General features: G+C 70.4%; 10 protein-coding genes. 5 read left to right on the forward strand and 5 right to left on the reverse strand.

All coding sequences use genetic code 11. The features are described 5' to 3' along the window. Positions 1–7: 7 nt before the first annotated feature. Both lnt and ACZ5CR_RS29915 read left to right on the forward strand, forming a co-directional pair. On the forward strand, positions 8–1,615 hold the full coding sequence (gene lnt, locus ACZ5CR_RS29910; RefSeq protein WP_468863019.1) for an apolipoprotein N-acyltransferase: 1,608 nt from the start codon (positions 8–10) through the stop codon (positions 1,613–1,615). A 10-nt stretch (positions 1,616–1,625) separates the two neighbouring features. Beyond that, positions 1,626–2,099, forward strand: a complete 474-nt coding sequence (locus tag ACZ5CR_RS29915; protein ID WP_468863021.1) for an NUDIX hydrolase — start codon at positions 1,626–1,628, stop codon at positions 2,097–2,099. Between the two features lie 9 nt (positions 2,100–2,108). On the opposite strand, the gene ACZ5CR_RS29920 is transcribed toward ACZ5CR_RS29915, so the two are convergent. The 3 genes from ACZ5CR_RS29920 to ACZ5CR_RS29930 are packed head-to-tail and all read right to left on the reverse strand — an operon-like array spanning position 2,109 to position 6,749. Further along, positions 2,109–3,671: a GMC family oxidoreductase gene (locus tag ACZ5CR_RS29920; protein WP_468863024.1), complete on the reverse strand. Its 1,563-nt coding sequence runs from the start codon at positions 3,669–3,671 to the stop codon at positions 2,109–2,111. Positions 3,672–3,693: 22 nt separating this feature from the next. Next, complete coding sequence (locus tag ACZ5CR_RS29925) at positions 3,694–5,283, reverse strand: APC family permease (protein ID WP_468863027.1); 1,590 nt, start codon at positions 5,281–5,283, stop codon at positions 3,694–3,696. Next, positions 5,280–6,749: an aldehyde dehydrogenase family protein gene (locus ACZ5CR_RS29930; RefSeq protein ID WP_468863030.1), complete on the reverse strand. Its 1,470-nt coding sequence runs from the start codon at positions 6,747–6,749 to the stop codon at positions 5,280–5,282. The genes ACZ5CR_RS29925 and ACZ5CR_RS29930 overlap by 4 nt, the downstream gene beginning before the upstream one ends. A gap of 182 nt (positions 6,750–6,931) precedes the next feature. Here ACZ5CR_RS29930 and ACZ5CR_RS29935 point away from each other — a divergent pair, with 182 nt between their 5' ends. Beyond that, the gene (locus tag ACZ5CR_RS29935) at positions 6,932–8,119 is read left to right on the forward strand and encodes a methyltransferase (protein WP_468863033.1); all 1,188 of its coding nucleotides are present in this window, start codon (positions 6,932–6,934) and stop codon (positions 8,117–8,119) included. A gap of 31 nt (positions 8,120–8,150) precedes the next feature. Here ACZ5CR_RS29935 and ACZ5CR_RS29940 read toward each other — a convergent pair whose 3' ends face one another. Next, entirely contained in the window at positions 8,151–8,981 is an 831-nt protein-coding gene (locus ACZ5CR_RS29940) for an oxidoreductase (protein ID WP_468863036.1), read from the reverse strand. Positions 8,982–9,089: 108 nt separating this feature from the next. Here ACZ5CR_RS29940 and ACZ5CR_RS29945 point away from each other — a divergent pair, with 108 nt between their 5' ends. Both ACZ5CR_RS29945 and ACZ5CR_RS29950 read left to right on the forward strand, forming a co-directional pair. Further along, a complete protein-coding gene (locus ACZ5CR_RS29945; protein WP_468863038.1) occupies positions 9,090–10,031 on the forward strand; it encodes a LysR family transcriptional regulator in 942 nt (313 codons plus the stop codon). A 211-nt stretch (positions 10,032–10,242) separates the two neighbouring features. After that, positions 10,243–11,343: a glycoside hydrolase family 43 protein gene (locus ACZ5CR_RS29950; protein ID WP_468863040.1), complete on the forward strand. Its 1,101-nt coding sequence runs from the start codon at positions 10,243–10,245 to the stop codon at positions 11,341–11,343. 1 nt (position 11,344) lies between these two features. On the opposite strand, the gene ACZ5CR_RS29955 is transcribed toward ACZ5CR_RS29950, so the two are convergent. Further along, positions 11,345–12,646 carry an FAD-binding protein gene (locus tag ACZ5CR_RS29955; RefSeq protein WP_468863042.1) on the reverse strand — a complete coding sequence of 434 codons (1,302 nt, stop codon included), beginning with the start codon at positions 12,644–12,646 and terminating at the stop codon, positions 11,345–11,347. Positions 12,647–12,703 lie beyond the last annotated feature (57 nt).

Genomic DNA, 12,703 nt, shown 5'->3' on the forward strand with positions numbered 1-12,703 from the left:
TCCCCGAGTGACCGCCACCACCACCTCCGTAGACGAGTCGGAGCAGCTCGGACCGCGTCCCGCGCCCCCCTCGCGCAAGGCCCGCGTCCTGCGAGCGCTCGTCCCGGCCGCCGCGGCGGCACTCTCCGGAGTGCTCCTGTACATCAGCTTTCCGCCACGCACCTTGTGGTGGCTCGCCCTGCCCGCCTTCGCGGTGTTCGCCTGGTGCCTGCACGGCCGCAGCTGGAAGGCGGGCCTCGGGCTCGGCTACCTCTTCGGCCTCGGCTTCCTCCTGCCGCTCCTGGTGTGGACCGGGGTGGAGGTCGGCCCGGGGCCCTGGCTGGCGCTCGCCGCCATCGAGGCGATGTTCGTCGCCCTCGTGGGAGCGGGCATCACCGTCGTCTCGCGGCTGCCCGGCTATCCGTTCTGGGCGGCTGCCCTCTGGACCGCCGGTGAGGCGGCACGCGCGCGCGTGCCGTTCAGCGGATTCCCCTGGGGGAAGATCGCCTTCGGGCAGGCGGACGGCGTCTTCCTGCCGCTGGCCGCGCTCGGCGGCACTCCCGTCCTCGGGTTCGCGGTCGTCCTGTGCGGCTTCGGCCTGTACGAGATCGTCCGTCAGGTACGCGACGCGCGCGGCACCGGCGTCGTACGCCGCGGCGCGGCGGCAGCGGCCCTGCTCAGCGTGCTCGTCCCGGTCGTCGGCGCCTTCGCCGCGCGTCCGCTGGTCAGCGACGACGCCGAGGACGGCACCGCGACCGTCGCGGCCATCCAGGGCGACGTCCCGCAGGCGGGCCTGGCGTTCAACGCCCAGCGTCGTGCGGTGCTCGACCACCATGTGCGCGAGACCGAACGGCTCGCGGACCGGGTGAAGGCGGGCAAGGCGAAGCAGCCGGACTTCGTCCTGTGGCCGGAGAACTCCTCCGACATCGACCCGTTCACCAACCCGGACGCCCACGCGGCGATCGAGCGCGCGGTCAAGGCGATCGGCGCCCCCATCTCGGTGGGCGGAGTCGTCGAGACCAAGGACGGCAAGCTCTTCAACGAGCAGATCCTGTGGGACCCGAAGAAGGGCCCCACGGACACCTACGACAAGCGGCAGATCCAGCCCTTCGGCGAGTACATCCCGCTGCGTTCCGTCGTCGGCTTCTTCAGCAGCGACGTCGGCATGGTGCGCCAGGACTTCAGCCGCGGCACGAAGCCCGGCGTCTTCACCATGGCGGGCACGAAGGTGGGCCTCGCCACCTGCTACGAAGCCGCCTTCGACTGGGCCGTGCGCGACACCGTCACGCACGGCGCGCAGCTGATCTCGGTGCCCAGCAACAACGCCACGTTCGACCGCAGCGAGATGACGTACCAGCAGCTGGCCATGTCGCGGATCCGCGCCGTCGAGCACAGCCGCACCGTCACCGTCCCGGTGACCAGCGGCGTCAGCGCGATCATCATGCCGGACGGCAGGGTCTCCCAGAAGACGCAGTGGTTCACCGCCGACTCGCTCGTCGAGGAGGTGCCGCTGCGTTCCTCGCAGACCCCGGCCACCCGGCTCGGCGTCTGGCCCGAGGGCCTCCTCGTACTGATCGCAGCCGGTGGTCTCGCCTCGGCGGTGACGGGCGCCGTACGGGCCAGGCGCGCCCGTTAGGGTCGACCGTATGGCTACACCTGACTTCATCCACACGATCCGGGCCGACGCCGGCCACCAGCTGTTGTGGCTCCCCGGGGTCACCGCCATCGTCTTCGACGACGAGGGCAGAGTGCTCCTGGGCCGCCGCTCCGACAACGGCAAGTGGTCGGTCATCGGCGGCATGCCGGACCCGGGGGAGCAGCCCGCCGCGTGTGCCGTGCGCGAGGTGTTCGAGGAGACCGCGGTGCACTGCGTGCCCGAGCGCGTGGTGCTCGTCGAGGCCCTGGAGCCGGTGACGTACCCCAACGGCGACACCTGCCAGTTCATGGACATCACCCTGCGCTGCCGTGCCGTCGGCGGCGAGGCCAGGGTCAACGACGACGAGTCGCTCGACGTGGGCTGGTTCGCGCTTGACCAGCTGCCCGACCTGCACGAGTTCGGCCTCTTCCGGATCAAGCAGGCCATGGCGGAGGAGCAGCCGACGTGGTTCGACCGGACGTGACCTCGCCGCTCAGGTCGCCTTGAGCATGTCCGCGCACTTCTCGCCGATCATCATCGTCGTGATGCACGGGTTGACCGCGGGCAGGAACGGCATGACCGACGCGTCGGCGACGCGCAGGCCGGTGACGCCCTTGACGCGCAGCTGAGGGTCGAGCGGCGAGTCCGCGTCGTCCGTCGCGCCCATCCGTACGGTGCCCGCCGGGTGGTAGACGGTGTTGTGGGTCTGACGGATGTAGGCGAACAGCTCGTCGTCGGTCGTGGCGTCCGGGCCCGGAGCGAGTTCGGCGCCCGCCCAGCCCGCCATCGGGGCCTGCGCCGCGATCTCACGGGCGAGCCGGAGGCCGTACGTCATCACGCGGATGTCGTGGTCGTCGGTGAAGTAGCGCGGGTCGACCTTCGGCTTGTCCCGGAAGTCGCGGGTGCGCAGCCGCACCGTGCCCATGGAGCGGGCCCGGGTGACGTTCGGGGTGAGGCAGAAGGCGTTGTCGGTGGTCGGATAGCCGCGCCGGTAGGTGTTCATGTCGAAGGGCACCGAGCCGTAGTGGAACATCAGGTCCGGGCGGTCGAGGCCCGGTTCGGTGTCCGCGAAGATGCCGATCTCCCACCACTGGGTGGAGGAGGTGACCATCGGCTGTTTCGCCTCCCACATGATCACGCCCTCGGGGTGGTCCTGGAGGTGGGCGCCGACTCCGGGGGAGTCCACCCGCACGTCCACGCCGCACTCCCGCAGATGCCCGGCGGGTCCGATGCCCGACAGCATCAGGAGTTTCGGCGAGTCGATGGCCCCGCAGGAGACGATCACCTCGCGGCGCGCCGTGACGCTGGCGCTGTGAACGGTGTCGGGCTCCAGGTACTCGACACCCGTACAGCGCTGCCCCTCGTCGAAAAGGAGCCGCTTGGCCTGCAGCCCCGTGCGCACCTCGAGGTTGGGCCGCTTGCCGAGGATCGGGTGCAGATACGACACCGAGGCGGACGAACGGGTGCCGTCCGGGCGGGAGTTGATCTGGAACCAGTGGGCGCCGCGCTTCACCGTCGTGCCGGTGTTGAACGGAGTGGTCGGGATGCCCGCCGCCGCGCACGCCTCCAACAGGGCTGATCCGCACGGGTCGTTGGGCGGGACGCTCATGATGTTCACCGGGCCCGAGCGGCCGTGGTGGTCGCCGGGCGCGTCGTTGGTCTCCAGGCGCTGGTAGAGGGGGAAGCAGTCCGCGGCGCTCCAGCCCGTACAGCCCAGGGAGCCCCACTCGTCGAGGTCCTCGGACGGGGCCCAGAAGGCGATGCAGGAGTTGTGCGACGAGCAGCCGCCGAGCACCTTGGCGCGGGCGTGCCGCATGAAGCTGTTGCCGTTCTCCTGCGGCTCCACCGGATAGTCCCAGTCGTAACCGGACTCCAACAGGGCCATCCACTTGGTCAGTTGGAGGATGTTGTCGTCGCCGACGTCCGAGGGCCCTGCCTCAAGGACGCAGACGGTGACGTCCGGGTCCTCGGTCAGCCGCGCGGCGACGACGGCGCCTGCCGTGCCGCCGCCGACCACCACATAGTCGAACTCGGCCTTGGGGCTCTGAGCGGGCATGGTGACTCCAGATCAGCGGGGTTCAGGGGGCGGCAGGGGGAGACGGGGGTGTCGTGGGGTCCTTGACCTCCTCGAAGCGGTGCTCGGCGAGCACGCCCGCCTTGTGCCGCTGCACGAACCAGTAGTAGGCGAAGCCGCCGCACGCGACGATGCCGATGAAGAGGAACGCGCCCCAGCGCAGGTACCAGTGCTGAGGTCCGGTCGCGTTGTAGACCTCCGCGCGGGGCCAGGCCAGGTTGAGGGACATGGCCGCGCCCCAGAGCACGGCGAGGACGTTGATCGGAAGACCGAACTTGCCGAGCGAGAACTTGCCCTCCGCCGGCTGCCACTGGCCGCGCAGCCGCCTGATCAGCATCGGCAGGGTGACCAGCAGATAGGCCAGGTAGATCATGATGATCGCGATGCTCGTGATCACGGAGAAGATCTGCGGCTGGTTGATGTTGATGACCAGGATGCCGACGCCGACGAGCCCGATGATGATCGCGGGCAGCACGGGAGTCTGGAAGCGCGGGCTGACCTTGGCGAGCAGCGAGGACGCGGGCAGGCAGCCGTCGCGGGCCATGGCGAACGCGAGGCGGATACCCGCGGCCTGCACCGCGAGTTCGCAGACGGTGATGGCGATGACCACGCACCACAGCACGATCTCGCCGATCGTGGAGCCGAGCGTGCTCAGCACCACGTACTGCAAGCCGTCGACGGACAGTTGCTTCGCGTGCAGATCCGGCACGGCCAGGAGCGCGAACAGCAGGATGAGCCCGCCGATGAGGAAGGAGAAGACGAGCGCCCGCAGGATCGCCCGTGGGGCGTTGCGGCTCGGGTCGAGGGACTCCTCGCCCAGCGAGGAGGCGGTGTCGAAGCCGTACATCACGTACGCCGATGCCAGCGACGCCGTCAGGAACGCCCCGAAGTAGCCGAGGTTCTGGCCCTTGCCGAGACCGCCGGTCTCCGTGATGGCGCTGGGGCCGCGGGTGATGTGGGCGGCGAGCAGCACGATCAGGACGACGGCGGCGATCAGCTCGATCAGTACGCCGGCGGAGTTGATCCGGGCCATCAGCTTGACGCCGAACGCGTTGACCAGCGTGGTGAACAGGATGAGGACCGAGCCGAGCAGCACGGCGTTCTTCGCCGCGTCGGTCGTCCCGCTGCCGTCCCCGACGAACTGGAACACGTCGGAGATCTGCGGCAGCGTGATCTGGTACGCGAGGGCGACCGCCGCCAGGGACACCATGGTGGCCGTCAGCATCATCCAGCCGCCGAGCCAGCCGACGTGCTTGCCGCCGAGCTGCTTGCCCCAGTTGTAGACGGACCCCGCTACGGGGAAGCGGGCGGCGAGCTCGCAGAAGCAGAGGGCCACCATCAGCTGGCCCAGGAAGACCATCGGCCAGGACCACCAGTAGGCGGGGCCGCCGAAGCTGACGCCGAAGTAGAAGAGCTGGAAGGTGCCGGTCAGGATCGAGATGTAGCTGATCCCGGCCGCGAAGGTGTGGAAGTTGCCCAGGGTCCGCTTGAGTTCGGGACGGTAACCGAGCTCGCCGAGCGCGTCGTCGTCGTCCTGGTGCTGACGCCGGGCGGCGTCGGCGGCATCGGCGCCCTTGCCGGGATCCGTACTCATTCGAACCACCTCTGCGGTGTCGCTGCCAGGTTGCGCCAGATGTGCTTGGCCTCCTGGTACTCGGCAAGTCCTGCCGGTCCCAGTTCGCGGCCGAAGCCGGACTGCTTCATGCCGCCCCACTCCGCCTGCGGCACGTAGGGGTGGAAGTCGTTGATCCAGACGGTTCCGGCGCGCATCCGGGCCGCCACGCGCTGGCCCTTGCCGGTGTCCTGCGTCCAGACGGCGCCCGCGAGTCCGTAGACGGTGTCGTTGGCGAGCCCGATCGCCTCGTCCTCGGTCCTGAACCGCTCGACGGTGAGCACCGGGCCGAACGACTCGTCGGTGACCACGGACATGCCCGGGGTGCACTCGTCGAGCACGGTCGGCGGGTAGTAGTAGCCGTCCCTCAGCGCCGGGTCGTCGGGGCGCGCGCCGCCGCAGCGAAGGACCGCGCCCTCGGCGATGCCTGCCGCCACGTACGCCTCGACCTTGTCGCGGTGCGCGGCGGAGATCAGCGGACCCGTGCGGGCGTTGTCGTCGAAGGGCCCGCCGAGCCGGATCCGCCGTGCGCGCTCGACCACTTCGTCCACGAACCTGTCGTGCAGTCCGTCCTCGACCAGGAGCCGTGCACCGGCCGAACAGACCTGGCCCGAGTGCAGGAAGATCGCCATCAGGGCGTAGTCGACCGCTGTGTCGAAGTCGGCGTCGGCGAAGACGATGTTCGGATTCTTGCCGCCGAGCTCCAGGGCGACCTTCTTCACCGTGGGGGCCGCGGCGGCCATGATGCGCCGCCCGGTGACGAGCCCGCCGGTGAACGACACCATGTCGACCCGCGGGTCCTCGCTGAGCGGCGCGCCCGCGGTGGGGCCCGCGCCGAGGATCAGGTTGGCGACGCCGGCGGGCAGCCCGGCCTCGGTGAGCAGCCGCATCAGGATGATGCAGGTGTGCGGCGTCAGCTCGCTGGGCTTGAGGACGAAGGTGTTGCCCGCGCCGAGCGCGGGGGCGACCTTCCAGGCGGTCTGAAGGAGCGGATAGTTCCACGGAGTGATCAGGGCGCACACCCCGACCGGCTCGTGCACCACCCGGCTGTCCACCTCCGAGCTGCCCGCGTCGACGACACGGTCGGTGCCGCCAGCCGCCGTCAGGTTGCCGAAGTAGCGGAAACAGTTCGCGATGTCGTCCATGTCGTACTCGCTCTCCACGAGCCGCTTCCCGGTGTCCAGGGATTCGGCGCGGGCGAGTGTGTCCTTGTCGCGTTCGAGGAGGTCGGCGACGCGCAGCAGCAGGCGGCCGCGTTCGGCCGCCGGGGTGCCGGGCCACGGCCCGCGGTCGAAAGCCTCACGCGCCGCGGCGATCGCCGCGGCCGCGTCCTTGGGCCCGGCTTCGTCGACGGTCGCGACCAGGGTGTTGTCCGCGGGGCAGCGGATCTCCCGTACCTGCCCGTCCTGGGCAGTGGTCCATGTTCCGCCGATGAAAAGCTCCGGCATGACGGCTCCTCGGGGGTGGAATGCGCGGGTGCTCCACGAAAGGACGCTAAGGAGAGCGGGCCGCACGCGCACCGCAAGAGCCGCTATTCGGCGCATTCACCTCTTCCGCCCCGGTCGCGGCCCCGCGGGATCCGGCGCCCTCGAAGACCGTCCGCCCCGCACTCCGTTAGCCTGAGGGCACGATGAACCAGCTGAGCACGTCATGGGGCGCGTACGACCTCACACGATTCCCGGAGGACCCCCGCGACCCGCTGCGCGCCTGGTCCGCAGCCGACGCCTACCTTCTGAGGCATCTCGCGGGTGAGACGGGCGGGACCGGTGAGACGGACGAGGGGGGCAAGCCCGTCGACCTCTCGGGCTCCGTTGTCGTCGTCGGCGATCGCTGGGGCGCGCTGACCACCGTGCTCGCCGGGCATCGGCCGACCCTGATCACCGACTCGTTCCTCGCGGGCGAGGCGACGCGGGCGAACGCGGCACGCGCCGGGTTCGCGCCGGACGCGGTGCGGATCGCGACGACCGTCGACGCGCCGCCGAGCCGGATCGACGTACTCCTGGTCCGCGTGCCGAAGAGCCTCGCGCTCCTGGAGGACCAGCTGCACCGGCTCGCGCCCGCCGTGCACGCGGGCACGGTCGTCGTCGGCACCGGAATGGTCACCGAGATCCACACCTCGACGCTCGACCTGTTCGAGCGGATCATCGGCCCCACCCGGACGTCGCTGGCCCGGCAGAAGGCGCGGCTCATCTTCAGCACGCCGGACCCGGAGCGCGCCGCGGGCCCCAGCCCCTGGCCGCGCAGCTATGTCCTCGATACCGACTCCGGGGCGGGCGCGGGGCTGACCGCCGTCAACCACGCGGGCGTGTTCTGCGCCGAGCGCCTCGACATCGGCACCCGCTTCCTCCTGCAGCACCTGCCGACCGGCAGGGGAGCCGCGCACATCGTGGACCTGGGCTGCGGCAACGGCGTGCTCGGCACGGCCGCCGCCGTCGCGGACCCCGAGGCCACGGTCACCTTCGTCGACGAGTCGTACCCCGCTGTCGCCTCGGCACAGGACACCTTCCGCGCGAACGCCGCCGACTCCACGCGGGCGGAGTTCGTCGCGGGCGACGCCCTGGCGGCCGTACCCGCGGGGACGGTGGACCTCGTCCTGAACAACCCGCCCTTCCACACCCACCAGGCGACCTCCGGTGCGACCGCCTGGCGGATGTTCAGCGGAGCACGCGCCGCGCTGCGCCCCGGCGGCGAGCTGTGGGTCGTCGGCAACCGCCATCTCGACTACCACGTGAAGCTTCGGAAGCTCTTCGGCAACTCCCAAGTCGTCGCGGGGAACCCCAAGTTCGTGGTTCTGCGGGCGGTCAAGCGCGACCGCTGACGTGGCCTCGGGCGATACCTCAGCCGACACCTCAGGCGTCGAAGGCGGTCGCCCGGGTCACCTTCTCCCACGCGGCGATCTCCGTGCGGACCGCGTCGAGGTGACCGATGACCGCGTCCACGGAGTCGTCACCCAGCGGCAGACGCAGCGGAGTGTCGTCGGCGTCGAGCGCGGTGATGATCGCGGCGGCGGCCTTCGCCGGGTCGCCGGGCTGCTCACCGTCGCCGCCCCCGACCATCGTGCGGGTGGCGCCCGCCGTCGACGCGTAGTCCGGGATCTCGACGGGGCTGGCGCTGGTGTTGCCGAACAGGTTGGTGCGGAAGGCGCCCGGTTCCACGACCAGGACCTTGATGCCCAGCGGGCCCACCTCCTGGGCCAGTGCCTCCGACATCCCCTCGAGGGCGAACTTCGTGCCGCTGTACGCGGAGAACCCCGCGAACGACATCTGCCCGCCCATGCTGCTCATCTGCACGATCGCTCCCGAACGCCTCGCCCGCATGTGCGGAAGGACGGCGCGGATCAGCGCGGCGGGGCCGAAGACGTGCACGTCGAACAGGGCACGCAGCTCGGCGTCGGAGTCCTCCTCCAGGGCGCCGACGTGGCTGCGGCCCGCATTGTTCACCAGGACGTCGATGCGGCCGTGCCGGTCGATGACATCGTTCACGGCGGCTTCTATACCGGCCGTGTCGGTCACGTCCAGGGTCAGTGCCTCGACCTGGTCGGGGTGGGCGGCGACAAGGTCGTCCAGGGACGAGGCTTTGCGTGCGGTGGCGACGACCACGCCGCCCGCCGCGACGGCCGCCTCGGTGAACGCCCGGCCGAAGCCGCTGTTCGCGCCTGTCACGAGCCATACCTTCGACATCTTGAACTCCTTTTGAGTGGCGGCCGGGTCATCCGTTCCCGGCCACGTGGATCATCCTGCGGCTGAAACGGTTGGCTCGTCCAAGACTTGACGTGATAGCTGATGGTTATGGACCTTCATGGCAGTGGCGTACACGTACACGGCAGGGACGTGCACAGCAGGGATCTGCGGTACTTCGTCGCGGTGGCGCAGGAGTTGCACTTCACGCGGGCCGCCGAGCGGCTCTTCGTCTCGCAGCCCGCGCTGAGCAAGCAGATACGGGTGCTGGAAAGGCAGTTGGGCGCCGAGCTGTTCGTGCGGGAACATCGCGGCGTGCGGCTCACCTCCGTGGGTTCCGCTCTCCTTCCGCACGCCCGGCAGGTGCTTGAGAGCTGGCAGTCGGGCACGGAAGCGGTGGAGCGGGCGAAGACCGAGGAGCGGGCCACGCTCTTCGTGGGCATGAGTACGAGACCGGCCCGTGGCGGGCTTCTCCCGGCGGTGCGCTCCCGCTTCAGCGAGGCCCACCCGGCGGCCACGATCCGCCTGCGGCAGGTGAGTTGGGAGGATGCGAGCGCGGGCCTCGCGGACGGCACGGCGGATGTGGCCTTCATCTGGCTGCCGCTTCCCGACCTGGAGCGCTATGAGTGGGTGGTGGTCGCTGAGGAGCCGCGTCATGTCGCCCTGCCCGACACGCACCGCCTCGCGGACCTGGACGAGGTCGACTTCGCCGATCTGGCCGACGAACCCTTCCTCGCGCTGCCCGCGGGGGCGGGCGCGCTACGGGACTACTGGTTGGCCCTGGAGGCCCGTGCGGGCCGCCCGCCCCGCATCGGCGCGGAGATCGCCAGTACCGACGAGACGTACGAGGCGCTGGTGGACGGCCGTGGCGTCTGCCTGGTGGCCGCGGGCAACGCACCTCTGATCACCCTCGGCGGCGTCGTCACGCGCCCGGTCCGCGGCATCACGCCGAGCCGGTTCGCCCTGGCCTGGCGCGCGGGCGACGACCGCCGCCCGCTGGTGAGCGCGTACATCAAGGCGTGCGGGGAGGCGCTGGGGCGGGCGGAGCGGTAGCCCGCGGGCGTGTCTCCGCATACTTCTGCGTATCTCCGCGTACCTCTGCGTACCGCGACGCATCTCGTCGCAACCGTTGACCTTGCCTCAACACCCCCTTACCGTTTCGGCGTTCGGAGTATCAAATGCCGTTCGACATCACGAACATACGTCGATGGACGGGGACACTCTCGCCAGGGAGCACCGCCCCGCCCACCAGGGAGCCAGCCGCATGAGCCGCAGCGAAGTGCCCAGCCGTAGAACCGTGTTGCGAGGAAGCCTGGCCGTCGGCGCCCTGGCCGCCGCGCCGACCCTCGCCACGACACCCGCTCACGCCGCGTCCCGGGTCGCCGCCTACCGCAACCCGCTCGTCGAGCAGCGCGCCGACCCGCACATCGGCCGCCACGCCGACGGCCACTACTACTTCACCGCGACCGCCCCCGAGTACGACCGCATCATCCTGCGCCGCTCCCGAACGCTGCGAGGCCTGACGCGGGCGGACGAATCCGTCATCTGGCGGCGGCACACGAGCGGTGACATGGGGGCGCACATCTGGGCGCCGGAACTCCACCACATCAACGGCAAGTGGTACATCTACTTCGCCGCGGCCCCCGCCGACGACGTGTGGAAGATCCGCATCTGGGTCCTGGAGAACACCCATGCCAACCCCCTCAAGGGCAGTTGGACGGAGAAGGGGCAGCTCACCACGGCCTGGGACACCTTCTCGCTCGACGCCACCACCTTCACCCTTCCCCAAGCTCTCAACTCCGTTCGAGCAGGGGAGGCCCCCATCGGCAGCCGCTACCTGGCCTGGGCGCAGTACGAACCCGGCATGGACAACAACACCGGCGTCTTTTTGTCGCGGATGGCGAACCCCTGGACCCTGACAGGACATCAGATACGCCTCACCACACCCGAGTACGACTGGGAGTGCGTCGGCTTCAAGGTGAACGAGGGGCCGTCCGTCATCCAGCGCAACGGCCGTGTCTTCCTCTCGTACTCGGCGTCCGCGACCGACTCCAACTACTGTATGGGGCTGCTCACCGCCGACGCGCGCAGCGACCTCATCGACCCGGCATCCTGGTCCAAGTCGCCGACCCCCGTCTTCACCAGCAACGACACGACCAAGCAGTACGGCCCGGGCCACAACTGCTTCACCGTCGCCGAGGACGGCCGCACCGACGTCCTCGTCTACCACGCACGCCAGTACAAGGACATCGTCGGCGACCCGCTCAACGATCCCAACCGCCACACCCGAATCCAGAAGTTCGGCTGGAAGGCGGACGGAACACCGGACTTCGGCGTTCCCGTCGCCGATGCCGCCGTGTCGTAAGTCAGTCAGCGGGGCGCAGGAAGGGACGTACGAAGGAGCGCACGAACGCGTTTCGGAACTTCCCCCGCGGGTCGTGGCGTTGGGCCAGAGCGGCGAAATCGGCGGCGTGCGGATAGCGGTCGCCGAGATCGGCGGGGTCCGCGCCGAACACCTTGCCCCAGTGCGGCCGGGGCGCGAACGGCGCGAGGCGCTCCTCGACGAGCGCGACCACCGGGAGCACCGTCGCCGCGTCCGGCACCCAGGTGAAGTGGAACGCCACGGTGTCCCGGCCGTGGGCGGGGCTCAGCCACTGGGCGTCGGCGGCGACGGTGCGCACCTCGCAGACCTGGAGGACGGGCGCCACCCGGTCCCTGAGGGCGTCCAGGGCGTGCAGTGCGGCGAGGGCGTGCTCGCGCGGCAGCAGATACTCCGACTGGAGCTCGGCTCCGCTGCTCGGCGTGAACTCCGCCCGGAAATGGGGGAGGCGCTCATGCCACGACCCCGGAACTCCCAGCTGCTCGGTGCAGTTGACGGCCGGCATGCCCGGCACCGGATGCCGGGGCTCGTTCACGGGCGCCGCCCACGGGAAGCCGACGGCGGCGTCGTCGCGCTGCTTGAGCCACACCTGGTTGAAGCGCGGCCCGCGCCAGTCCGTGAACAGACTCACGCTGTACGCCGCCGATGACACCGCCTCGAAGTCGAGCTCCGCCAGGTCGAGTTCACCGAAGACGTGCTGGCTCACCGTGTAGAGCGGCTCCAGGTCGAGGGTGAGGGCGAGGACCACGCCGAGCGCGCCGAGGGAGACCACGGCGCCGTCGAAACCGTCGTCGCCGCGGCTCAGTACACACGTCTCCCCGTCGGCGGTCACCAGCTCCACCGAGCGCACGACCTCCGCGAGGGACTGGTTGCCGTTGCCCGAGCCATGTGTTCCGGTGGCGACCGATCCGGCCACCGAGATGTGCGGCAGCGAGGCCATGTTGGGCAGCGCGAGCCCGTACGAGGCGACCTGCCGGGCGAGTTCGGCGTACCGCACGCCGCCCGCCACACGTACGGTGCGCGCCGTGGTGTCCACGTCGATGGACGGCTCAAGGGCGGCGAGCGACAGCAGGGCGGTGTCCGCGGTGTCGCCGTCCACGTCGGCGATCCGGTTGAAGGAGTGGCCGCTGCCGAGCACCCGCACCTGACGGCTGCCCGCCACGAGGGACCGCAGGGCGTCCTGCGACGCGGGCCGGTGCAGCTCACGGGCCGAGAAGGTGATGTTCCCGGCCCAGTTGGTGACGGCAGCCACGGCACCGTCCTGGCCCGCGGTCACGGCGTCGGTCATGTTCGGATTCCTCCCTCATGGCGGTGGGAGGCCGTCGCAGGCCCTCCCGCTGCCTCG

The sequence above is a fragment of the Streptomyces sp. NPDC031274 genome (assembly GCF_055570235.1).

Bases quoted from the DNA above. Each gene is read 5' to 3' on its own strand.
- ACZ5CR_RS29915 (WP_468863021.1), top strand. From the start codon at position 1,626: ATGGCTACACCTGACTTCATCCACACGATCCGGGCCGACGCCGGCCAC.
- ACZ5CR_RS29920 (WP_468863024.1), bottom strand. From the start codon at position 3,671: ATGCCCGCTCAGAGCCCCAAGGCCGAGTTCGACTATGTGGTGGTCGGC.
- ACZ5CR_RS29925 (WP_468863027.1), bottom strand. From the start codon at position 5,283: ATGAGTACGGATCCCGGCAAGGGCGCCGATGCCGCCGACGCCGCCCGG.
- ACZ5CR_RS29930 (WP_468863030.1), bottom strand. From the start codon at position 6,749: ATGCCGGAGCTTTTCATCGGCGGAACATGGACCACTGCCCAGGACGGG.
- ACZ5CR_RS29935 (WP_468863033.1), top strand. From the start codon at position 6,932: ATGAACCAGCTGAGCACGTCATGGGGCGCGTACGACCTCACACGATTC.
- ACZ5CR_RS29940 (WP_468863036.1), bottom strand. From the start codon at position 8,981: ATGTCGAAGGTATGGCTCGTGACAGGCGCGAACAGCGGCTTCGGCCGG.
- ACZ5CR_RS29945 (WP_468863038.1), top strand. From the start codon at position 9,090: ATGGACCTTCATGGCAGTGGCGTACACGTACACGGCAGGGACGTGCAC.
- ACZ5CR_RS29950 (WP_468863040.1), top strand. From the start codon at position 10,243: ATGAGCCGCAGCGAAGTGCCCAGCCGTAGAACCGTGTTGCGAGGAAGC.
- ACZ5CR_RS29955 (WP_468863042.1), bottom strand. From the start codon at position 12,646: ATGACCGACGCCGTGACCGCGGGCCAGGACGGTGCCGTGGCTGCCGTC.